Here is a 23,863-nt window from a genome sequence, read left to right as displayed (position 1 = left end):
GCATCGTTAGGGGGGAACGCAGTGGCTGTGAAAATATCAAGCGGTTACCGTTTATTTTCCATTGTTAATACATGCTTTTTGTTGCTCGTGAGCATTACTTGTGTCCTTCCTCTAGTTCATATACTGGCTCTGTCCTTCAGTTCCGCTTCAGCCGTAACCGCCGGAGAAGTGACATTCTGGCCTGTCGATTGGACAACAGCCGCATATGAGAATGTATTTGGGAAAAAAGAATATTTGGTCGCTTTCTGGGTTTCCATCCAACGGGTTGTGATCGGCGCATCCCTCAACATGCTGTTGACGATTCTGATTGCCTACCCGCTATCGAAGGAGAACAGCCAATTCCCGGGAAGAACGCTTTATGCCTGGTACTTCGTGTTCACGATGCTGTTCAGTGGCGGATTGATTCCGTGGTATATGACGATTAGAGATACGGGGCTGCTGGATACGATCTGGGCGCTCGTTGTTCCAACGGCCGTTCCTATTTTTAACGTGATCGTGCTGCTCAACTTTTTCCGCGGCTTGCCCAAAGAGCTTGAAGAATCTGCCAAGCTGGACGGTGCTGGCCCATTCACCGTGCTGTGGCGGATTTTCGTACCACTCTCCATGCCGTCGATCGCTACGTTGCTGCTGTTCGCAATCGTCGGTCATTGGAACAGTTGGTTCGATGGTCTTATTCTCGCGAATCACACCGACAAGTATCCGCTCCAAAGCTTCCTGCAGACCATTATTATCAAGCTGGATCCTGCCTATCTGACGCCGAGGGATGCGGAACTGCATGCGCTTGTGAATAACCGGACGAGCCGGGCGGCACAAATCTTCGTTGCTGCACTTCCGATCTTGATGGTTTATCCATTTTTACAGCGGTATTTTATTAAGGGCATTGTACTTGGAAGCGTTAAGGAATAAACGAAATCTGTGGGCGTGCAGCGTCAAATCGCAAGCTTCCGTTATGGCGTATATTGACGACGTGCACGCCCAATGAGGAAAACGATGAGGAAGGAAGGCAACCATGAGTAATAAGAACATGAAGCCGGAGAAAGTACAGTATATTTTGCGTCCATTATTTCCGATTTTGCAGGATGATGCGTTATGGGATGACTTCATGACCTATGCCAAGAACATTCGCGCAGATGCCGTTATGGCATTCAGCACGCATCTGGAAGCGAATCATCCCGACTTAAGCACCCTTCGCGAGCGGCTGCCCTTGTTCGCCAAGCGGTTCGCCGAAGTTCGCGCAGCCGGGATGAGCCCGATGGTCAACTATTACGTGACGATGGGCCACGCCAATATGTTGCCCGCCGAACATGCCAAGACATTTACAGACATGGTCGATGGAAATGGGAGAATTGAAAGCGGTTGCCCATGCCCGTTATGTCCGGAATTTAAGCAATATATCGTAGACGGGTACGCGCTGTTTGCTTCGCTCGATGTCGATGCGGTTTGGATCGACGACGATTTCCGCTTGTTTGGACGCGCTGTAACAAGTTCTTTCCTTTGCTTCTGCGATCGGCATATGGAGGCATTTGCCGCACGAATGGGGACTGTATACGGCCGAGAAGAGATTAACGAAGCGTTGCTAAAAGATCCGCAAAGTTGCTCGGCTGCGGAACTGCAGCTTCGTCGCGACTGGCGGGCGTTCCAGGAGGATGTTCTCGTCGGGCTGGCTGTCTCGCTCCGCGAAGCTTGCGAATCGGTCAATCCGAATATCTACATGGGGCTGATGACTAATACGATTGAAATGATGCAGCGCCATGGTCGACATTTGGACGCAGAGATTAAGGCGCTCAAGACGATCAATCATCCGCAGCCGTATGTCAGAATCGGCGGAGCAAGTTATACGGACGAGCATCTGCCCGGCATTCTCGACCGCTGCGTGACATTCGATGCGATGACCGCCATGATCACAGAGCCGTGCCAGGTTGGTTCCGAAATCGAACAATTCCCGTGGACAATTGGCGGTAAGTCCGCACGTGGTCTATCCCTGGAATTGTATTTGCTCACTGTCAGCTTTAGTCCGTTGCTAACATTAAGCATCAACGATGGCTTTCTCGGTTTTCACGATTACTCCGGCAGTTATCAGAGGACGTTGGGGCCTTTGAAGCCTTATTTGCAGGCTGTCACGGATACGTTGCCCGGCAAGAAGCGAAGAGGCGCTTCATTGCCATTCCCGAGCGACCCGGAGGTGACAGCTGGCATGGATCTACGCAACGAGCCTTCCATGCAGATGAATCATGCGCTTACTCGCATCGGGATCCCCGTTGCGCCCGGCATCCAGACACCGACGCTGATTACGATGAAAGAAGCAATGGCTTATACGGAGGCAACGATCGTCGGCTGGCTGGAAAAAGGAGCGATCGTCACTTCCGAAGCCTATTATCATCTATGCGAACGGGGCATTTTGACGAATAGCCAGATACGTGTGGAGAAGGGGGATATGTCGCATCGAACTACAGTCGAGCGTATCGTTGCTTCTCAAGCGCCGGAATGGCTGCGTAATAAGGACGTCGTATCTTGGCTTTATATCCCGGTGCATAAAGGCTATACGATTTCGACAGTTGGAGGGGGTGAGGTATGGTCGGAGATATACGATAATCTCGGCGAACGGCAATCTGCAGGTGTCGTTGTCACGAAGGAACCTTATCCGATGGCGGTTGTTGCTCATACGGGCGACCTGCTCAAGGAGACAGGCCGGCAATGGCTTTATCAACAGATCATGTCTTATCTCACGAATGGCGAATACCCGGCGATGGTGGAGTTCGGGGTCAATATTTACCCCGTCTGGTGGGAGGATGATACGGAGGCGCTGCTCGGACTGACTAACTTCAGTATGGAGACATACCCGTCCCTTTCTCTCTGGATTCCGACAAGTCGGGAGCTTGCGAAGGTGGAACGACTTTCTCGCGAGGGTTTGTGGACGGAAGCCGATGCAATCGTCGCTGCGCATCCGGATGGCGGCATTCGTCTGATTTTGCAAGGAGAGAGCGTGCCCGATCATGCATCGTTCGAAACATATCGCTTGACTTTTCTACATTAACACTAAGAACAGGTACAAAATCGCTTGTGATTATGAGAAAAGGAGCAGTGGATCTTGATGAAAAAATGGAAAAACATAAGCAAACGATTGGCTTTGCATTTGATCATCTTATGTCTAGTTATTCCTGCATTTGCCGGTGCAGGACATGCGCCCAAGGCAGCGGCGGCGACATCCGGCAATAAGATTGACAACGCAGGCTTCGAGCTGCAGTCGGGCGGCAAGCCGGTTGGTTGGATAAATTCAGGAAATGCGAATTTCGGCATTAGCGATGTAGAAAAGCATTCCGGCAATTCTAGCGTTTACTTTGATTATCCTAACAACGGTGACACGCAGCACTGGCTCTATTACTGGCGCTATGCGTCGGATATATCCATTGACGAGTCGAAAGATTATGAGTACTCCGTTTGGGTCAAGGCGGAAAATGCAGGTCAGGCAGGCCTCCCGTCGCTGAACCTGGATTATTATGGCGACAACGGCTGGATCGTTAATGCTGACTTGACCTTGAACGAGCCGCTTACGGGGGAATGGCAGCACCTTGTATTCAAGTTGCCGCTTCGTCTTCCCGGTATTACAACAGGTGTAAAACGAGTAATGCCGTACTTGTTAATTAAGGGCGGCACAGGCAGGGTCTATTTTGACGATGTATCTTTTGTTCAATTAAACGCAGACACAGAGCCCGAGCCAACAGAAGGTACATACAGCGTGTGGACGGCTCCAAGCATCATGAACCTGAAACGGGATGCCGCTCCGCTTGCTTCAACCGCAGTTAACCTGGAGATGGCCAAACGTGAATATCAAAGCGGACAGGTGCTACTCACGGCTAAAGACGGATATGTAAATATAACGAATGCCGAAATATCGGATTTATCCTCAGGCAGTGCAACAATACCTGCAAGCCAGGTAGAGGTTCTTGTGCAGCATTATGTGAAAACGACCAACAAGTCCAATAGCGCATACGAGCCGGGCTGGTATCCGGATGCATTAATTCCTTATACGCCTTATATGAATTTGCATGGATCGATTCAGGTGCAAAGCGGAAATAATCAGGCGATCTGGTTTACGGTAAAAACAGAAGAGGACACGCCAGCCGGAGTGTATACAGGCACTATTTCGATCACGGCAAACGGCAGTGTGGCACAGGTGCCGATTACGGTGAAAGTAAGAAATTTTGCGCTGCCTGTGCAAAATCATGCGCAAACCGCTTTTGCGATATGGGGCTCGATGCTGCCTGCGGGCTATCCGGGCGTGGTGGAGGACTCTCCCGAATATTGGGCGATTTATCGGAATTATTATGAGTTTCTATTAAACTATCACGTGACGCCAACCTACTTGCCTATCCCATGGGATTACGAGACTTATGCAGCGAACGCGAAGCCTTATGTCGAAGATCCGCGTGTATCCGCTTACAATATTCCTTACTCGGTAGGCGATATGGAAAACGGCAAAGCTGCACAGCTCGTACAAAGTTTAAAGGATGAAGGCCTGCTAGATAAAGCCTATTACTATTTGGGCGGAGAAATTGACGAGCCGACGCCGGCCAAGTTCGATTTGGTCAAACAGCGAAGTCAGCAAATCGCAGCTATTGATCCTGATTTAAGACATATTGTAACGACCAGTCTTCACCCGGATCTCATCCAGGATGTCAATACGTTTGCGCCATTATTCCGTGATTTTGAAAGCGAGGAGTACTTGCAGCAGGTCAAGAACTTTCAAGCGAACGGCGGCAATATGTGGTGGTATGGCTGCGTCGTACCTACGAATCCATACCCGACATACCATATTGACGACGACCTGATCAGTGCGAGGCTCGTTCCTTGGATGCAGCGATCTTACGGTATAGAAGGGAATTTGTATTGGTCAGTAAACGTTTATCTGAAATGGACCGGCAGTCAGTATGTCGCACGCGATATCTGGAACGATCCGATGGCATTCCCGGGAGCTAACGGGGACGGCTTCTTATTGTACCCTGGCGCCAAATACGGCATGAACAGCCCGATTGCTACATTGAGACTGCAAGCGATTCGCGACGGCAACCAAGACTATGAATATTTGTGGCTGTTGGAGGATCGGATCAAGCAAGCGGCGCAGCAGCTTGGGGTACAAATATCCGCCAAGGAACTCACCCAGCCCTACTATGACCGCTTGTTTACAAACGTGAAATCGTTTACCAAAGATCCACAGGAATTGCAGCAGGTAAGAAGCGAAATCGCAGATTTTATCGAAGAGCTGGCAATTGATCCGAAAGCGCTTATTCTATTTAAAGATCAGCCTCATGAGTTGACTAAAAAAGAAGTAGTCGTATACGCGCAGAAGGGGTCGACAGTTTCGATTAATGACGTAACCGTTAACGCTGAACCGATTCCCGGCAATAACGTAAGCGATCAGTACCGCTATGTCATGGATTTCAATTTGGGCATGAACGACGTCACCGTAAAGCTGACGAAAGGCGGCACCGAGCGTACGCTGACGAAACGGGTATGGATCAAATCCCGCGGACTTGAGCCGATTATGCTGAAAAAGGTCATTAACAACTTCGCAGACCAACAGGCGATAAGTGGAATCACCCCTGTGTATGGATCCACTATTGTAGGCATTACAGAGGATCATGCGACAGGGGATGGCAAAGCGCTAAAAGTAAAGGTGCCTGCAAGCGATCAGGAAAACTATCCAGGTATACGCATTCCTGTAGACGCAGCACTGAAAGATTTCACATGGGCCCAAACGATTGAATTTGACACTTTTAATCCAACCGATCAGCAAAAATTTATTTTTATTAAGCTTATTGATAAGAACGGCGGTGTTTCCGATCATCGTATAGGCATTATCGTACCAGGGGACAATCATGTATCGTTTGAACTCTCGGAATTAAAGAACGATGTGTCTGACATAGCTTCAGTTACCCTCTATACAATAACAGACACAGGCATAGAAGAAGCTGATTTATATTTCAGCGATCTTTATCTATTGGGAATTGATACGGAGGCAATGAAACAGTATGATCTTTCGTTTACTCAGGTTTTTCCTTATTTAGATGGAAAGCTGAACGAGGCGATGTGGAATGCGCGTACGCCGCTAACCTATCAAACGGGCGTTACGGATAATGATGCTGCAATCTCATTTAACTACAATGATGAGTATTTATTTGTTGGAGCAACAGTTAAAGACAATCATGTTATGAACTCCGGCGCGGCCAATCCGTGGGATGACGATTCATTGGAAATCTATGTGGATGGAACGGGCAAGCAGGGCGCATATGATGATCATACAGTCAGGTATGTATTTAGAGTGAATGATCCTCAAGTGCACATTTATCGAGAGACACCGAAGGTGAATGAAAAGATTAATTATAGCTACGCTGCTACAGCAGAAGGCTATAACATGGAAATCGCTATTCCGTGGCGTTCGCTAGGTATTACTCCGGTAGAAGGCAACATTATCGGTATCACAGCCCATGTGAACGATAAGGATGTCAACGATGCAGGCTTGGCGGCAGCGGGAAAGCTGGCCCTGACGGCGAACAGCTCGCAGGATGCCCAGTCCTCGATAGCTTGGCTGCCGAGAAAATTTGCGAAAGCCAAAGCGATCTATAGACTTGATAAGGTTGTCAGTAACGCGATGAATATCGATGGCGTTGTTAATGAAGCAGCCTGGAATACCAATTGGAATATCGGCTTTAAGGCCTTTGGCAATTTGCTTGATGCAAGCAGCGGCGGCAGACTGGGCTTGCTGTGGAGCCCTGACTATTTGTATGCAGCCTTTGACGTAAAGGATGGGCACATCAGAACGACAACTACGAATTCGGTATGGGAAGACACAAGTGTCGAGTTGTTCGTGGACAGCAACTTTGTGCAAGGAACGCGCGATACCGGCACCCACCAATATACGATCAGGGTCGATGATCCCGTAACCTATTACGATGGTGCTGTGAATGCTGGCAAGACGCAAGGAATCATCCAAAAAAGCAAGCGGACGGCGGATGGCTATCAGGTAGAGATGGCGATTCCGTGGACCACGATTGGTATTACCGCCGAAGCGGGCAAAAAAATCGGCGTTACGGCGCACCTTAATTTGGTGGAACCAAACAATCCGAACGGAGTAGCTCTCAGCTTGTCGGACAATGGCCTTGCCGATGGAGCGAATACGGCTAACTATGTTGCCTTTGAGTTGGGTACGCTGCCGGTAGTGAACAGCTACACGGTAAGCTTCCAAACCTACGGCGGCACGGCGATAGCGAATCAAACTGTCGTTGGCGGAAGCAAGGCGACGCAGCCGGCCATTCCAACGAAAGCGGGCTATACGTTCCAAGGCTGGTACACGGACGATACGTACACAACCGCATTTAACTTCGATGCCGCGATCACTGGCAATGTGACGGCGCATGCGAAGTGGACGGCGATGCCGGTAGATCCGGAACCGGTCAGCTACACGGTAAGCTTCCAAACCTACGGCGGCACAGCGATAGCGAATCAAACTGTCGTTGAAGGAAGCAAGGCGACGCAGCCGACCGCTCCGACGAAAACGGGCTATACGTTCGGTGGCTGGTACACAAGCAACACGTACGCAACGGCATTTGACTTCGATGCAGCGATCACGGGCAATGTGACGGCGCATGCGAAGTGGACGGCGATTCCGGTAGATCCGGAACCGGTCAGCTACACGGTAAGCTTCCAAACCTACGGCGGCACAGCGATAGCGAATCAAACTGTCGTTGAAGGAAGCAAGGCGACGCAGCCGACCGCTCCGTCAAAAGCGGGCTATACGTTCGGTGGCTGGTACACAAGCAACACGTACGCAACCGCATTCGACTTCGATACCTTAATCACAGGCAATACGACGGTGCATGCGAAGTGGACGGCGATTCCGGTAGATCCGGAAGTTCCGCCAACCTCCTCGCCTGGCGGAGGAAATTCGGGGGGCGGCCAAGAAACGGGCTCGTCGGCTAGCGAGTATGTGGTTAAGGCACAGGATATTGCATCGAAGAAGCCGCAAATTACGCTTGCATCGGGACAAGAGACAGCAACGATCTCGCTTGAACTGCTTAAGCAGCTTCAACAGCAACATAAGCCACTGACGATTGAGCAGGGCGGAGTGCAATTGTCGCTGAGCCCGGAATCGATAGAGGAACTGCTGAAGTCTGGCGCGGTAGCCGGCTCCGACAATCTGTCGCTTAAACTGAAAGCCGTGACGAAGCAGGAAGGTCAAAGTCTTGTTTCGCTTGTCGCCGGCAAGCAATACGCCGATATTACATTGCCGGATCAGGTGTGGGAAGTATCGGTAAAATGGAAGCAAGGCGCGAACGAACTGGTGGCGAAGCCGTTCAACAAGCCGTTGACGCTTTCCTGGCCGGTCTCGGAGAAGCCGGCAAGCTACCATCTTTATCGTATTGGAGAGAACGGAGAGCTTGTCTACTTAAAGGAAGCAGTATCCGACGGGCGGATCACCGTCCAATTGCTGGAGGAAGGTCGGGTAGCAGGCTTGGTATTTGTGAAGAAGTTCGATGACCTATCCAAGGTTCAATGGGCGCAGGATGCCATCCGCGAACTTGCTGCCAGACAGATCCTGAAAGGCGCTACAACGACAACTTTTGCTCCTGATCGCCAGATCACGCGCGCTGAGTTCGCGGTAATATTGGCAAGAACGCTGGGGCTTGCCGATCACGGAAGCGGCACATTTGCGGACGTAAGCGCTGATGCTTGGTTCGCAGGTGCAGTCAATGCTGCTGCACAAGCGGGATTGATCAATGGGCAAAGCAAAGATCGCTTTGCTCCGAATGCGGCAATTACGCGCGAGGAAATGGCTGTGATGCTGCAGCGAGCTGTAGAATGGCAGACCAAGCAAGCGCTTGAACCCGCTTTACCGCACAGCTATGGAGATGACGCGCAAATTTCTTCGTGGGCAAGAGGGGCCACTCAAGTTTTGGCGGAGCTGGGCATTATGGTTGGAAGAAGCAATAACCAGTTTGCGCCGAAAGTGTCTGTTACTCGCGCCGAAGCAGCGCAGGCTATGTATAATTACTTGAATAAGCAATAATCGCTATGAACCGCCGTGCTAGGGCTAGTGTGCCAGCACGGCGGTTTTAAACGTGCCGGGATGTTTTTTTCGAAAGCGCTTGCCGCCGCAATGAGGCAATTCGAAGAGAAGCGATACGAGGCGGAACTGCGCGACCGCGGCGTTCGCGATATTGTAAAGCTCGCTATCGCCTTTGCGGGCAAACAGGTGAAGGTCGTCGGGAGATAAAACACAAATTCGGATAACTGGATAGACGAACCTGACTATTGAGATTTCGGCTGCAAAGTCTACAATAAAGCTGAAACGACGATCATTTGGAGGGTTCGGATCATGGAGAAAATCAAGGTTGCAATTATCGGTTGCGGCACGATCGCGAGCAACGCGCATATCAAAGCTTATATGGCCAATAAACAAGCAGAAATCAAGTATTTCTGCGATATCCTTCTGGACAAAGCGGAGAAAGCGGTAGAAGAATTCGGCTGCGGCACGGCCGTTGCGGACTATCGCGTTATTTTGGAAGATCCGGAAGTGGAAGCGGTATCGATTTGTACGCCGAACCATGTGCATGCGTCGATTTCAATCGATTGCCTGCGCGCCGGCAAAAACGTGCTTTGCGAGAAACCGGCAGCCAGAACGTACGCCGAAGCGCTCGAAATGCAGAAGGTGCAGCATGAGACAGGCAAGGTGCTCAACATCGGCGTTGTCAACCGGTTCAACACAGGCGTCAACATCATCAAGCAAATGATCGAAAACGGCGAGTTGGGCGAAATTTATCACGTATACGCCAGCTTCCGCTCCCAGCGTTCGATTCCGGGGCTCGGCGGCGCATTTACGACGAAATCGATCGCAGGCGGCGGCGTGCTCATCGATTGGGGCGTTCATTATCTCGATATCGTCATGTATTGCACGGGTGATCCGCAACCGAAAACGGTATCCGGACAAGCATACTCCAAGCTGGGGACAGATATGAAAAACTACACGTATACGAGTATGTGGGCGGGACCGCCGAAGTACGACGGCACTTATGACGTAGACGATTTCGTAACGGGAATGATCCGCACCGACGGTCCGACGATTACGCTTAACGGCGCATGGGCGCAAAATATCGGCATTGAGGAAGGGTATATCGATTTTCTGGGCGATAAGGCGGGCATTCGCTTGCAGTATGGCGCCGATTTCAAAATATTCAGCGCCCAGAACGGCACGTTGCTGGAAACGGCAGCCCGCTACAAAGCGGTGGATATGTTTCAGAACGAAATTGACAGCTTCTTGACTTGCATCCGCACGGGGGAGAAATTGGCGTCTCACATCGATACCGTCATTTTGTCCTCCCAAATCATTCAGGCGATTTACGATTCGTCCGAGTCCCGCTCGGAAATCGTATTCCCGTAAGCGCAGGGGGCGGCTGTATGAAAAAAATCGGGTTTATTGATTACTATTTGGACGAGTGGCACGCACAGCAATATCCGGATTGGATTCGACAAGCGAGCGGCGGTGAAATGGAAGTCGCATACGCCTACGGCAAAATCGACGCAGCGAACGGCAAGCGGAACGCCGATTGGTGCCGAGAAAAAGGCATTCATCTGCTGGATTCGATTGAAGAGGTCGTAGCGAAGAGCGATTATCTCGTTGTCCTGTCTCCGGATAACCCCGAGCAGCATGAGGAATTGGCAGCGCTGCCGCTGCAGTCCGGCAAGCCGACATACGTCGATAAAACGTTCGCTCCCGATCGCGCGGCCGCAAGGCGCATGTTCGCCTCGGCGGAGCAGCATGGAACGCCGCTCTATTCGTCTTCGGCGCTCCGTTTTGCCGCTGAATACGTTGGGGCGGACCGTCAGGGAATCGAACGGATCAGCAGCATCGGGCCGGGAAAATACGAAAATTACTCGATCCATCAGATCGAACCGATCGTCTCCTTGATGGGGAGCGAGGCGCAGAAAGTAATGTACATCGGTACGGAAAACTCGCCGGCTCTGCTGATCGAGTTCTCGGGAGGCCGGCAAGCCGAAGTTCGCCATATGGCCAACAGCCCGTTCAGCTTGTCCATCGGTTACGAATCGGATGCATTCGTGGCGCTGAAGGCGGAATCCGATTTCTTCTCCGCATTTATTCAAAACATGGTACACTTTTTTCGTACGGCCAAGCCCACGGTTGACCCGAAGGAAACGATCGCGATCATTACGTTGATCGAATACGGGGCCAAAGCTGCGTTAACGCCATTCCGGTGGGTTGAATTGCCGTAACGATAAGGCGACAGAAGCGTGAGAAGATGATCCGGAAAGAAGCGGCGGGCCGCAGATTTCATTTTGATAACGTGTTTCTCAAAGGCGAGTGCGCGTTCGGCGCGATCGACTTGTATCAGATCGGTGAACTGTGGTGCGAGAGCGGTTACGAAGTGCCGTCGCATGAGCAATTTTGCATGGAAATCAGCTACATCGTATCGGGCAGCGGTTATTTCTATGTAGACGACGAATGCATTCCGGTAAGTGCCGGAGACCTGTTCTTTAATGCCGTCGGATCGACTCATGCGATAAAATCGGACTCTGCCGGCACGCTGCGGTACATGTATTTAGGTTTTATGTTTAATGAGAAGGCTGCTGAGGATTTCGCGGAGATCGAGGCCTTTTTACGTTCGGCTTCGTATTTCCATGCAAAAGACGCGCATCACATTATGCTGCCGTTTAACCGCAACATCGACGAGTTCTATTCGCAGAAGCCATTGTCGGGTACGATGATCCGCAACTACTTGGAAGAAATCATCGTGCTGTCTTACCGCGCTTTCTCGGAATATGCCGGCAAATCCGAACGGTATTCCCCGCGGAAATCGTCGCATTCGGTCGGTTATACCGTATACTCGGTCATCCGCTATATCGAGAACAACTTGCTGGAATTAAAAAGCATCAGAGGGATCGCTGACGATCTGGGCTATAGCTACACGTATTTATCGCATCTGTTCAAAGATAAAACGGGCATGACGCTGCAGCGATATATCAATTTGAAAAAGGCGGAGAAGGCGCTGGAAATGATCCGATTCAGCGCCTTGCCGATCAAGGAGATTGCGGCAAATCTGCAGTACGAGACGATCCAATCGTTCAGCAAAGCGTTCTCGCGAATGATGGGCAAACCGCCGTCCTACTACGCGGCGTTATACCGGAACGAGAGCGATACTGAGGAATAGAGTAGCGTAAATAACCGGCTTTGCGGGCTAGCGATTTGGCCTGCAAAGCCGGTTGTTTTTTTGCGGAGGATGGGTTCGATCGTAGTTCCGCGATTTCAGCTATTTCTGGTGTTAAGCCTCCCAATTGACACTGTAAATGTGCGTATTATGCAGTATCTCCTGGCTAGAGGTACCTCGCGCGCTCGATTTAATGCGTTTGGCGCAGTATTTCTGGACGGCACCTGGCTACCCGGGATGGAGCAGCAACCGGGAAGAGACGCATCTCCGCAAAATTTATATTGTTCGCACAATACAGGGGATGCTCTCAGTCATTCATGACTAAGGGCATCCCCTTATTAATAACAACGCCTTTGTTCAGTCGTCCCATCTCACATTATGAATGTGTACATCCAATGCTTCCGAAATTTTATCGATATCGCCTTCCATCAGAACTTTAAGCAAATCCTCATGCTCCACATACACATCGTTTAGATTCTCGTAAGCAAGAGCTTGCGTGAGAAAATGTAGGCGGATGCGGTTGTAGATGGATTTCCATGTGCTGATGATGTTTAACATATCGGACAAACTGACGAGATACTCATGGAAAGCCAGGTCGCAATCCGCTAGCTTGTAAATGTCGCGTTTCCGGGCGGCGTCGCTCATCTCGGCCAAAATCTCTTTCAGTTTAGCGTAGTGTGCGTCCGTCATGTTCGGCAAAGCTTTGCGAATCGCAAATTGCTCCAACGTAAACCGAATCGGAATCAACACTTCCGTAACTTCCTCCTGCGTAATTTCCGCAACAGTCGTTTCCTTATAGGGTTGGGAAACGAGCAGTCCTTCCTGTTCCAGCATACGCAGCGCCTCACGAATGGGGCCTCTGCTGACCCCCATTTGCTTGGACATCTCAATCTCGCGAAGGCGAATTCCCGGTTTCAATTGGCCGTTAAAAATCGCTTTGCGAATATCGTCGGTTATTTTATGACGGAGCGAAGTGACCTTCTGCTCCTCGAAACGAAAATTTTCCATTACAGCCGCTAACCCCTTCCACATCGTTACTTCGAACTATAGCGTATTGAGTAAACTTTGTAAAATGTAATTCAGTAAGATTGTAGACAATCTTACAATGAAGATTTATACTGAATTTGCTCTCGTATTCGTATTGACGGTACAACCGACACAGCAAAGGAGCAATAAGACAATGAACGAGCATTTGGAAAGCCAGAAAGTTCGCAAAATCAGCTTCGAAGGCGATGCCTTGCGGATGTCGATGGATTGGACAGTCGAGGATTTGAATAAAGTGCAGGTGCTGGTGGAGAGTACCCACGGCGCAAGCCACCCGAGCTCTTATCATTTGAACGCATTGGTATCCGACATTGAGAAGGGGGTTTTCCAAACCGGCGGCAAACCTGCGATCTACACGACAACGGATATTTGCGACGGTGTGGCGCAAGCGCATAAAGGGATGAATTATTCGCTGCCGTCCCGGGACATGATCGCTTCTATGGTAGAAATTCATGCGATGGCGACGCCATTCGACGCGATGGTGTTATCGTCCGCAGGCGACAAGGCGGTACCGGCCCACCTCATGGCGATCGCCAGATTGGACATTCCGGCCATTCACGTTCCGGGCGGGGCGATGGGCGCAGGACCGTGCATGAGATCGAATGAAGAGTTATGGCATATGAGCGTGGAAGTGGATCAAGGTAAAATGTCGAAAGAGGAGTTCCTTGCATTCCAGCGGGCATGCTGCCCGACTTGCGGCGCCTGCCAGTATATGGGCACAGCGGCGACGATGCAGGTGATGGCGGAAGCGCTTGGCTTGGCACTTCCCTGGTCAGCCTTGATTCCGGCGACCAATGCGGAGATTGGACGCGCGGCGCGCGCGGCGGGCCAGCAAATTATGCGGCTCGTTCAAGCAGATATTCGACCATCGCACATTCTGACGATGGAAGCGTTCGAGAATGCGATCATGGTGCACTCCGCCATCGGCGGCTCTCTGAATGCCGTTATGCATCTGATCGCCATCGCGCGGGAAGCGGGCATCGAGCTGAGCGCGCAACGAATCGACGAGATTCATCGCGGCGTTCCGGTGCTGGTCGATACGAAGACGGCGGGGCATTATCCGACGGAGCTGTTCTGGTATGCCGGCGGCGTGCCTCAGGTGATGCTGGAGCTTGAACATATGCTGCACCTGGACGTACTTACTGTAACGGGCAAAACATTGCGGGAAAATCTGCAGGAATATCGCACGAATGAAATGCCGCGCTTCGCGGAGATGTTCCTCGCTAACTATAAGCTGAACCGTCGCAATGTCATTTATCCGATCTCCAAGCCGTTAAAGCCGCATGGCTCGCTTGCGGTACTGGTCGGCAATCTGGCTCCGAAAGGGGCGACGATCAAAATTTCAGCCGTCTCAGCCGACATGCAGGTCCATCAGGGACCGGCGAAAGTGTTCGATACCGAACGTGCCGCCGTGGACGCGCTTGTGAACAAACAAATCGTGCCGGGCGATGTCGTCATTATTCGGTATCAAGGGCCGCGGGCGACGGGAATGCCGGAAATGTTTTTCATGTCGGAGCTGATTGCGTCCGATCCTGTGTTATCGCATACGACTTCCCTCGTCACCGACGGTCGATTCTCGGGCGCTACGCGCGGGCCGTGCGTAGGTTACTTGGGTCCGGAAGCAATCTCCGGCGGGCCTATCGCCGTGGCGCAAAATGATGATATTGTGTTGATAGATATCCCGAATCGCGCGATTAATATCGTAGGGACGGAGGGCGTAGAGCGCTCTCCCGAAGAAGTGGAGGCCATCCTCAAACAGAGAATGGCAAGCTGGACCGTACCTGTTATTAAGCATAAAGGGGTATTGGGACAATACGCCCGTGCGGCAAGGCCTGCGCTGGAAGGCGGCTCGTGCTCGCGCAATGAAGTCGATGACAGGGGGACAACGATCTCGTGAGCAAAAAAATGAACATCATCGTCGGAGCGCTGCTCCAGGAAAGCAATACGTTTAGTTCCTCTTTGAGCGATATAGAAGGGTTTTATAACTATTTCTACCGCGAAGGAAACGACATGCTGGCAGACGGCAATCCGGCCAACGAACTGAGCGGCGTTGTTCGCGCTGCAAACGAGACGGATGTGAACGTGCTTCCGACCGTGGCTGCGCAAGCTTGCTCGGCCGGCCCGATTAAGCGAGAGGCGCTGGATCGGTTAAAACAAGCTTTGCTGGATCGGATCGAAGCGTACCCGGAATACGACGGCGTACTGCTTTCCATGCATGGCGCCTGGGTGGCTGAAGATGTCGACGATGCGGACGGAGAAATTTTGTTGGCGGTACGGAAGAAGGTTGGGCCAGACGTTCCGATCGTCGTGACGCTCGACTCGCATGCCAATGTGACCCAAACGATCGTCGAACAGGCGGATGCGATCGTCGGCTACAGGACATTCCCTCACGTTGACTATGCCGAGACGGGTTATCGGGCGGCGAAATTGCTCTTCTCAATCGTTCGCAATGAGCTGAAGCCGCATATGAGAGTGGTGAAAGTGCCGATGATCGTGCCTGCGGAGGCGCATGTGACGTATGAGAATCCGATGCGTGATCTGTGGCAGGAGGCGATGAAAGGCGAAAGCAGCGGCGATTCGTTAGCGACTTCCTTATTCATTGTGCAACCGTGGCTTGACGTAGCCGAACTGGGCTGCTCCATCGTTGTCGTTGGTCGGGATGCCGAATGGACGAAGCGGGAAGCACAGCGTTTGTCCGAACTGCTGTGGGATAAACGCAAGCAATTCGACATCGGCTTGAAAAACGTCAAAGACATCGCCAAGCTGCTTGAAGCGGGCAAGTCGGAAGGACCGATCATTGCATCGGATTCGGCGGACAGCCCAGGGGCAGGTTCCCCGGGAGACAGCAATGCGGTGCTGCGTCAACTGCTGGAGCTTGGCGTCGGCGAGCGATTTACTTGCCTGATGTCGATGGTCGACGTGTCTGCGGCACGACAAGCGGCAACTAGTGAAGTCGGAAGCACCGTGAAGTTGACTGTGGGGCATTCCATGAGCGCTGAGTTCGGCAAACCGCTGGAGATCGAAGGCGTCATCGCATACACGTCATTGAGCGGAACGTTTGCTTTCGGCGGGGGAACGGTAGCCAATATGATCGCGAACATGGGGCACTGCGCAGTGGTCAGAATAGGAAGAATCCATGTGCTATTAATGGAATACCCGACGTTCACCGGAGATCCTGCGATGTATCGGTCTGTCGGGCTGGAACCGCTGGATGCGGATTTGGTGCTGGTCAAATCGGCTGCGCAATTCCGCGCTGAATACGAACAGATCAATCATAGCGATATTTATATTTTGGATACGCCGGGAGCGAGTACGGCTAATCTGGCAAGCCTGGTATATGCAAGAGCGCCGCGTCCGTTATATCCTTTTGAAGATGACTTTTGGATGAAGTAAGTAGGCGACAGGAGGATAAGTGGCATGAAATTACGGAACAAAGTGGCTTTGGTGACGGGCGGGGCAACGGGGATTGGCAAAGCGGTTTGTCTCGCGTACGCTGCGGAAGGCGCCAAAGTTGTCATCAATTATTGGAATACGCCTGAGGAGGCCGAACAGGTCAGGGCAGAGATTGTCGCGTCCGGAGGAGAAGCGATTGTCCAGCAGGCGGACGTATCCAATGCGGCTGATATCGAGCGGATGATCCAGGCTGTAGGAGAAATATGGGGCGGCGTTGATATTGTCGTCAACAACGCCGGCATTTACCCGAACAAAACCTGGTACGACATCACTGAGGAAGAATGGGACCGGGTGATGAACGTCAACCTGAAGTCGTGTTTTCTCATTTCCAAAGCGGTGTTTCCTCATATGAAGGAGCGGAATTACGGCAAAATCATTAACGTCTCCTCGGTCACTTTTCTGAAAGGACAGAAGGGGTTCGTACACTATGTCGCTTCCAAGGGCGGCATCGTCGGGTTTACGCGCGCCATGGCCAGAGAGGTCGGCGAACACGGCATTACGGTCAATGCCATATCGCCCGGAGCGGTGATGACGGAGCAGGAGCTGCTCACCTATAGCGAGGAGCATCTGAAGGAAGCGGCTTCGTATCTTGCGAAAGAGCAATGCTTTGACCGGCGCCAGCTTCCATCCGACATGGTCGGAGGATTCGTTTTCCTCGCTTCGCCCGACAGCGATTTTATTACCGGCCAACTGCTGAATATCGACGGCGGTTGGGTGATGCACTAATGTTTCTGTAAATGATCTCAAGCCCTTCGTCGGTGGTCGACGGAGGGCTTTTCGTATACAAAAGTAAGTAAAAGTAGAGATATGCCTGTGGAAGCGCATTCATATCGGGCGATATGCTGTAGCTATGAATTAAAGGGAGGCTACAGTAATGGAGAAAACGATCAATCAACGTTTGCTGCCGATCGTTATTGTAATGGCCATCATGATATCATTGTGGGGGCCGAATCCCGCTCGTGCAGAAGCAAGCAAGGAGGCTAACGTTCAGTCGGAGCTGAACGGGCATTGGGCGGAGGATACGATGACAAAATGGGCGAATAGCGGGCTGTTATCCGGAGACGGCAAAGGGCAGTACCGCCCGAATGAGGCGATATCGCGAGCGGAGTTCGCCGCGCTCATCCAGCGCATTTTCCATATGCCGCAGCAGGCGGCGGACAACAGTCCGTTCGTGGATGTGAAGCGGGGGGCATGGTACGCAGGCGTCGTTGCCGACGTATATGCCGCAGGTTTGATCCAAGGTGCGGACAACGGCAAATTTAATCCGGGTGCTGCGATTACACGGCAAGATGCGGCGGTCATTGTGGCGCGTGCTTTTCAATTGGAGGATGAAGTGCCGGCAGCGGCGGGGGCCGCATTCAGCGATGCAGCGAACATTTCTCCTTATGCATCCGCAGCTGTCGCTTCACTGTTCAGCCGCCAATACGTTGGAGGAAGAAGCGGTGATCGCTTCGCTCCGCAAGAACGTATCACAAGAGCGGAAGTCGTACGTATGATCGACAATGCCATGGGTACGCTCATCCGGAGCAAAGGGACATACGAACAGGATATTGCAGGCAACGCGGTCGTGAACACAGCCGGCGTGGAGTTGAGAAATCTCGTTATTGCCGGTGATCTCTATATTACGCAAGGGGTCGGCGAGGGAGAAGTGCTGCTGAACGGCGTAACGGTCAAAGGGAAAACGTATGTGCTAGGCGGCGGAAGCAACAGCGTGAAGGTAAAGGATTCGCGGCTATTGGGAACGCTTGTCGTGAACAAGCAAGGCGGACCGGTGCGGATTTACGCTTCCGGTGCAACCGACATCGCGGATGTACTGATGCGAACCAAGGGCACTTTGGAAGAAGGGGAACTGACCGGATCCGGCAACGGATTTAACAACGTGGAGATCAATGTAAGTCGATCATCTCCAGCACGTGAGATCGTTCTTCTGGGCCGCTTCGGGCAAGTTCGTCAGGTAGGCGCCAGCATCCAGGTGGTGCTGAAAACAGGCACAGTCGTGGAGACGTTTATTTTCGACGCGATCGCAACCGTTACCGGCGACGGAACGATTCGCATTGCGAATATCCAAGTCAGCGGCTCCAATCTGAGCAAATGGCCTGATAAAGTGAACCTCGGCACTCAGATTTCGGTTACGATCGAAGCGAAGCTTGTAGATAAGGACCGGCCGGACAGTTCTTCCGGGTCGGGGGCGAATACGACGCCAAGTCCAGAGCCGAGCCCAAGTCCGGAACCGAGTCCGGAACCGGACACCGCACTAAAAATTGTCGAAGCGGGCAGCGCCGAGGCTGCGGTTGTCATTAGCGGAACGGCTGATAGCCAGACGCAAGATGCGGCCCGCAAGCTGATCAAGTATGTCAAGAAATCGACGGGCGTTGAATTGCCGCTGCTCGTTGACAAGCTGAGTTTGGACAAAGTGACGGCGGAGAACGGGATCATTCATGTCGAGTTTCTGAACTCGCCTAGCGTTCCGCCTGTTTCGGCGGATTTCAAAGTGCAGGCGATTGTGGACGGCGCAGCGACAGAAAATGAAAGTCCGTTTAACGTGACCTGGAACGGGGCAACGAAGACGGCCGCATTAACCGTTGCGCGCGTCGAGAAGGCGAATGTGCAGCAATCCGTCAAATATCAGATCAGATACAAAGACGGCGAATCGTTTTCCAGCCCGACGATCTTCATCCCTGCCAATCCGCGCGGCTCATTGCTCAAAAACTCTTCTTTCGAAGCGGGATATGCGGTGTATTACAATGCCAAGCCGTGGGAGTACTGGAATGGTGGCTCGGAAGCCCCGACCAGCATAGTGTCGAGAAGCGCCGAACAAGCCAGAACCGGTAAATATAGCTTGAAAATGTCCGGAACGAGCTTGGTATGGCCGAACCAGAAAGTGCCGATAACAGGCTACGGCCAGTATGAATACACTGCGTACCTCTATAAGCAGCCAAACTCGTCGACAAGCGGAACGGTTCAGATGTTCGTCAATCTTCAGGACGGGAACGGCGCGCAACTGAAACAGTACTTAGGAACGGTAACGGCAACATCTGTGAGCAACGGCAATTGGGAACAGATGAAAATGGTTTTTGACATTCCGGAGCAAGTAGGCGGAAAACAAGTCGTTGCAGCATTGGTCGGATTCGAGGGTACAAATTTTGCTGCGGGCGAAACGGTTTATATCGACGACGCTACTTTAATTCATGTGGATGCAACCGATGCGGATGCTCCTGTGACAGGCAACGAAAGTACGACCGAGCAAGAGCTGCCGGAACAGTACGCAGGCACTCAGATTTATGTCGGCAAGAAAGGATTGACCGCGCAGGAGCAAGTCGATTTGTTGAGCGGAGCAGATGCAGACGGATTTGTCATCCACCAGAACGGCAAGCGGATAACGATTGCCGGACCGACGGCATGGGGAACGGAATTCGGCGTCGACGAATTTCTGGAGCGTTACGTTGGCGTGCGTTGGCTAATGCCCGGTGAAGACTGGGAGGACGTCCCGCAGACTGCCAATTTAGCCATTCCGATCGGCGATGAAGTGAAGCAAGAGCCAGCATTTTTCTCGCGGGCGTTCGAAGAGCAGCTTGGAGAACTGCCTATTCGCGCCAAGTGGGCGCAAAATCTGCGCATGCACGACAAAATCAAGTTCACGCACAACCTGTACAAAATGCTGCCGGTGACCCAATACCCGCAATATTATCCGCCGGGGACGCCGGATCGCCAATATGATACTGCGCAGCCTTGTTTTCAGGCGGACGGGATCGTTGCCGATTCGATCGATATTATTAATGCCTATTTCGACGCGCATCCGGAGGCCACTTCTTACTCGCTTGGAATAAACGATACGACCGATTTCTGCGGGGCGGATCCGGCTGGAAAACGGAATTCGATCGGCATGATCGATATGTCGGACATTTATTTCGATTGGGTCGATCAAGTGTCGCAAGGCGTCTTCGCCGAGCATCCTGACAAATATATCGGCGTGTATGCCTATTTCAATGTTTACGATCCGCCGACACAAGTGACGCTTGATCCGAGAGTGGTTGTCTACATTACCGACGACCGGATGTCGTGGGGAGACCCGGATATGCGGACGCAGGCGCACGCTCTGTCGGAAGCGTGGAAGCAAGTAGGGGCAACGGTTGCTTTTTATGATTACTTGTTCGGTTCGCCCTATGTGCTGCCAAGAACGGCATTTCAATTGATGGAGGACGAATACCGTTACGCGGCTTCCATCGGGACAGGCGCATACTACAGCGAGCTATATGCCAACTTCGGAGAAGGGCCGAAACCCTACTTGTCCGCAAAGCTGCAATGGGACCCGCAACAAGATGCGGACGCGTTGCTTGACGATTGGTATGAGAGGGCAGTCGGACCTGAAGCAGCCGCGGATCTGAAGGCGTACTATCAAATATGGCAACAATTCTGGGAGCAAGATATTTACGATACGCAATGGTATGAGTCGTGGAAAAACTCGCCTGTCAGAACCAATTTTATGCCGTTGAACGACCCTGGTTACTTAAAAGACGTATCGCCGGGAGATATTGCCGCCAGCCGGCAGCTTCTTGAATCCGTAGTCGCCAAGGCGCAGACGCAGCAACAGAAGAAGCGGGCTCAAGACCTGCTGCGCATGTTTGAATATTACGAGCTGTCGAAGCAAAGTTACGTGGACATGAACGCCGAGGTTACTGCCCCGGCAAGCGAAGGCGAAGCAGCGGATTTGCTGGACACGATATTAAACAGGATTGCCAAGGCGGATCAAAGGAAAGCGCTTATTGGGGAATTTGCGAATTACACGACGAATGAGCTGTATTTCCAATACAAAAGCGCGCTTAATTGGGGAGTCGTGTCGGGTAAAGAAACCAAAGCGTTATCGGTTTGGATAGCGGCTCATCCGAACAGCGCGATTGCAGGCCGCATTGATCAGCTAGCCACGCAATCAGCCTCTGCAACTGTTCGGAATGCAATGAAGCTCATTTTGCTATCTGTGGGAGGAACAACCGTCAGAAATCCGGGCTTCGAAGACGGACTGACAAATTGGTTCAATTTCTCCGACACGGTCGCCGAACTGACGAATGAGGCGCACTCCGGCACTCAGGCCGTGAAAGTGAATGCGAGCAGTATTGAACAAGATGTGTATGTTGAAAGCGGCAAAACGTATAAGCTGACTTTTAACGCAAAAGTATCAGGAGCGAGGGACTTGAATCTGGTCGGCATGAATTTCTGGGATGTTCCAGGTGTCGGACTGACGGGAGCCCACGTGACAGTTGATTCTGACACGTATAAACCATATTCGATCACCTTTACGCCGCCGGAAGGGTTTTCTCACGTCACGATCGTCATTTACAAGGCGGCGGGCTCAGGCTGGGTGTACGCGGACGATTTTACATTGACGGAATGGACGGCCGAGGAGTTATCGTTGACATCAGTTGCCGGAGCGAATGGAACGGTGCAAGCCGTCTTCAACAGATCCCCTGAACCAACGCCTGTCGCGGCAGACTTCACCGTACAAGCGATCGTTGACGGGCAGGAGGCGGTGGCGGAACAGCCGGTCGCTGTGAGCTGGAATGCGGCTGCTCATACGGCGACGTTAACCGTGCCGAGCGTTACGCCGGCCCATATCGCGCAATCGGTGAAATACCGCGTAACGTATAAAGATGAGGACGCGCTGGTGAGCCCGGATATCGCAATTGCGGCTGTTCCGCTAGCTTCCGTATTAAGAAATGCTTCCTTCGAAATCGAATATCCGTATGCCATTGCCCGGCCTTGGGAATACGGGTGCGGCGGCAATCCGGCAACCTGCCTCGTGGCGAGAAGCGATGAACAAGCGAGGACCGGAAAATACAGTTTGAAGCTATCCGGAACGAGCTTAGTATGGCCGCTCCAGACCGTCTCGTTTACGGATTACGGGCAGTATGAATTTACCGCTTATCTTTATAAGCCTCAAGGCTCAACGACAAGCGGTACAGTCCAAATGTTCGTCAATCTTCAGGCCGCGGACGGCACACAACTGAAGCAGTATCTAGGTACGCTTACGCTGGCGACTATAAGCAATGGTGCTTGGGAACAGATGAAATTAACGATGGATATCCCTGAACAGGTAAACGGGGTGCATGTCGTTAAAGCGATGGTCGGATTCGAGGCATCAAACTTCGCGGCCGGAGAGACGATTTATTTGGATGATGCCGAATTAGCGAGAAAATGATTAGATAGCCTTATGTAAAGCTTAAAGCTGCAGCCCGCTCTTCCAAGCGGGTGCAGCTTTTCGTATTGTCCGTCATTACCTTCCAACCCAATTTAGAGTCTCGCCTTACGAAAATGATTTGGCGATACCCCCACTTTCTTTTTGAACAGATTAGAGAAGTAGAACTCGTCCGCAAAGGAGAGATGGGACGCGACTTCACGGACAGTCATCCCTGTGCTTCTAAGCAGCTTCTGCGCAAATTCCAGCTTCAATTGAAGGTGATAGTGATAGGGAGTAACGGCATAATGCCGCTTGAACAAGCGGATCGTTTGCGATTCCGATTTGCCGATGATCGCGGCAAGCTCCGACAAGGAAACGTTCTCTGCAACGCGGTGGTCCAGGTAAGCTTTAAGCTTCATCGCATCCGATTGCACATCTGGCGCGTACAGATGCTCATTGATTTTGCACAGCAGTTCATGAACGGCGAGCGTGCAGTTCAGAACGGAATTATCGTCGTTTATTTGCGCGTTATGAACGATTTGATGTAAATAGTTCATCGAGTAGAAATCCGGGATATGGTAGCAACCTTCCAGTCCGTATCTCCGAATCATATCCGTCAACAGATCTCCGCTGACGTTAACCCATATTTTAATCCACGGATCATCCTTGTCCGAGAAGTACAAATGATCCTGACCCTGATGCAAGAAATACGTATCCCCGGCTTTCGGATAAAACGTTTGAGAATCGATGATGATCGTTCCGCTGCCTCTAATAATATATTCGATGCTGCTTACGGCAGAGCGCGGCCTTACGATCCGGTAAGTGCCGTCGCAGAAGGATTTTCCGGCCATCTCGAAATGTAAGCCGAAGGGTCCGGAAGCTGCCTCCCGAAACGGATAGATGAGTTCCCTCATGCGCATTTTCCTCATTTGATCGTCAGTTTTATCTATCCTTTGCCTTCATTGACGTCAGTATA

At 51.8% G+C, this 23,863-nt stretch carries 13 protein-coding genes; 11 read left to right on the top strand and 2 right to left on the bottom strand.

Annotated elements, in window-relative coordinates; genetic code table 11:
- The first annotated feature begins 21 nt into the window (after nt 1–21).
- The 7 genes from ACFPOF_RS23075 (at nt 22) to ACFPOF_RS23045 (ending at nt 12,221) form a co-directional block, all read left to right on the top strand.
- Nucleotides 22–906 (top strand): carbohydrate ABC transporter permease, encoded by an 885-nt coding sequence (locus ACFPOF_RS23075; protein ID WP_378137038.1) that lies wholly within the window; start codon nt 22–24, stop codon nt 904–906.
- 103 nt (nt 907–1,009) lie between these two features.
- Entirely contained in the window at nt 1,010–3,034 is a 2,025-nt protein-coding gene (locus tag ACFPOF_RS23070; protein WP_378137036.1) for a hypothetical protein, read from the top strand.
- 57 nt (nt 3,035–3,091) lie between these two features.
- Nucleotides 3,092–9,064 carry a glycoside hydrolase domain-containing protein gene (locus ACFPOF_RS23065; protein ID WP_378137034.1) on the top strand — a complete coding sequence of 1,991 codons (5,973 nt, stop codon included), beginning with the start codon at nt 3,092–3,094 and terminating at the stop codon, nt 9,062–9,064.
- A 60-nt stretch (nt 9,065–9,124) separates the two neighbouring features.
- A complete protein-coding gene (locus ACFPOF_RS23060) occupies nt 9,125–9,271 on the top strand; it encodes a hypothetical protein (RefSeq protein WP_378137032.1) in 147 nt (48 codons plus the stop codon).
- A 102-nt stretch (nt 9,272–9,373) separates the two neighbouring features.
- Nucleotides 9,374–10,435 (top strand): Gfo/Idh/MocA family protein, encoded by a 1,062-nt coding sequence (locus tag ACFPOF_RS23055; RefSeq protein WP_378137030.1) that lies wholly within the window; start codon nt 9,374–9,376, stop codon nt 10,433–10,435.
- Nucleotides 10,436–10,452: 17 nt separating this feature from the next.
- Nucleotides 10,453–11,286 carry a Gfo/Idh/MocA family oxidoreductase gene (locus ACFPOF_RS23050; RefSeq protein ID WP_378137028.1) on the top strand — a complete coding sequence of 278 codons (834 nt, stop codon included), beginning with the start codon at nt 10,453–10,455 and terminating at the stop codon, nt 11,284–11,286.
- 26 nt (nt 11,287–11,312) lie between these two features.
- On the top strand, nt 11,313–12,221 hold the full coding sequence (locus ACFPOF_RS23045) for a helix-turn-helix domain-containing protein (RefSeq protein WP_378137026.1): 909 nt from the start codon (nt 11,313–11,315) through the stop codon (nt 12,219–12,221).
- A gap of 354 nt (nt 12,222–12,575) precedes the next feature.
- Here ACFPOF_RS23045 and ACFPOF_RS23040 read toward each other — a convergent pair whose 3' ends face one another.
- A complete protein-coding gene (locus ACFPOF_RS23040) occupies nt 12,576–13,226 on the bottom strand; it encodes a GntR family transcriptional regulator (RefSeq protein WP_378137024.1) in 651 nt (216 codons plus the stop codon).
- Between the two features lie 172 nt (nt 13,227–13,398).
- Between ACFPOF_RS23040 and ilvD the strand changes: the two genes are divergently transcribed.
- The 4 genes from ilvD (at nt 13,399) to ACFPOF_RS23020 (ending at nt 22,908) form a co-directional block, all read left to right on the top strand.
- Nucleotides 13,399–15,159 carry a dihydroxy-acid dehydratase gene (gene ilvD / locus ACFPOF_RS23035; protein ID WP_378137022.1) on the top strand — a complete coding sequence of 587 codons (1,761 nt, stop codon included), beginning with the start codon at nt 13,399–13,401 and terminating at the stop codon, nt 15,157–15,159.
- Nucleotides 15,156–16,655, top strand: coding sequence for a M81 family metallopeptidase (locus ACFPOF_RS23030; RefSeq protein WP_378137020.1), 1,500 nt, complete (start codon nt 15,156–15,158; stop codon nt 16,653–16,655). The genes ilvD and ACFPOF_RS23030 overlap by 4 nt, the downstream gene beginning before the upstream one ends.
- A gap of 24 nt (nt 16,656–16,679) precedes the next feature.
- A complete protein-coding gene (locus ACFPOF_RS23025; protein ID WP_378137018.1) occupies nt 16,680–17,441 on the top strand; it encodes an SDR family NAD(P)-dependent oxidoreductase in 762 nt (253 codons plus the stop codon).
- A gap of 148 nt (nt 17,442–17,589) precedes the next feature.
- The gene (locus tag ACFPOF_RS23020) at nt 17,590–22,908 is read left to right on the top strand and encodes a DUF4838 domain-containing protein (RefSeq protein ID WP_378137016.1); all 5,319 of its coding nucleotides are present in this window, start codon (nt 17,590–17,592) and stop codon (nt 22,906–22,908) included.
- Between the two features lie 92 nt (nt 22,909–23,000).
- Here the strand turns inward: ACFPOF_RS23020 and ACFPOF_RS23015 are convergent, their stop codons facing one another.
- Nucleotides 23,001–23,801, bottom strand: coding sequence for a helix-turn-helix domain-containing protein (locus tag ACFPOF_RS23015; RefSeq protein WP_378137014.1), 801 nt, complete (start codon nt 23,799–23,801; stop codon nt 23,001–23,003).
- Between the last annotated feature and the right edge of the window lie 62 nt (nt 23,802–23,863).

Source organism: Cohnella soli, assembly GCF_042655525.1.
GTDB classification, from domain to species: domain Bacteria; phylum Bacillota; class Bacilli; order Paenibacillales; family Paenibacillaceae; genus Cohnella; species Cohnella soli.
This window is presented reverse-complemented; position numbering and strand designations above follow the sequence as displayed.

Excerpts from the sequence above, each read along its gene's own strand:
- ACFPOF_RS23070 (WP_378137036.1), top strand. The coding sequence starts at position 1,010 with ATGAGTAATAAGAACATGAAGCCGGAGAAAGTACAGTATATTTTGCGT.
- ACFPOF_RS23065 (WP_378137034.1), top strand. The coding sequence starts at position 3,092 with ATGAAAAAATGGAAAAACATAAGCAAACGATTGGCTTTGCATTTGATC.
- ACFPOF_RS23060 (WP_378137032.1), top strand. The coding sequence starts at position 9,125 with ATGTTTTTTTCGAAAGCGCTTGCCGCCGCAATGAGGCAATTCGAAGAG.
- ACFPOF_RS23055 (WP_378137030.1), top strand. The coding sequence starts at position 9,374 with ATGGAGAAAATCAAGGTTGCAATTATCGGTTGCGGCACGATCGCGAGC.
- ACFPOF_RS23050 (WP_378137028.1), top strand. The coding sequence starts at position 10,453 with ATGAAAAAAATCGGGTTTATTGATTACTATTTGGACGAGTGGCACGCA.
- ACFPOF_RS23045 (WP_378137026.1), top strand. The coding sequence starts at position 11,313 with ATGATCCGGAAAGAAGCGGCGGGCCGCAGATTTCATTTTGATAACGTG.
- ACFPOF_RS23040 (WP_378137024.1), bottom strand. The coding sequence starts at position 13,226 with ATGGAAAATTTTCGTTTCGAGGAGCAGAAGGTCACTTCGCTCCGTCAT.
- ilvD (WP_378137022.1), top strand. The coding sequence starts at position 13,399 with ATGAACGAGCATTTGGAAAGCCAGAAAGTTCGCAAAATCAGCTTCGAA.
- ACFPOF_RS23025 (WP_378137018.1), top strand. The coding sequence starts at position 16,680 with ATGAAATTACGGAACAAAGTGGCTTTGGTGACGGGCGGGGCAACGGGG.
- ACFPOF_RS23020 (WP_378137016.1), top strand. The coding sequence starts at position 17,590 with ATGGAGAAAACGATCAATCAACGTTTGCTGCCGATCGTTATTGTAATG.
- ACFPOF_RS23015 (WP_378137014.1), bottom strand. The coding sequence starts at position 23,801 with ATGAGGGAACTCATCTATCCGTTTCGGGAGGCAGCTTCCGGACCCTTC.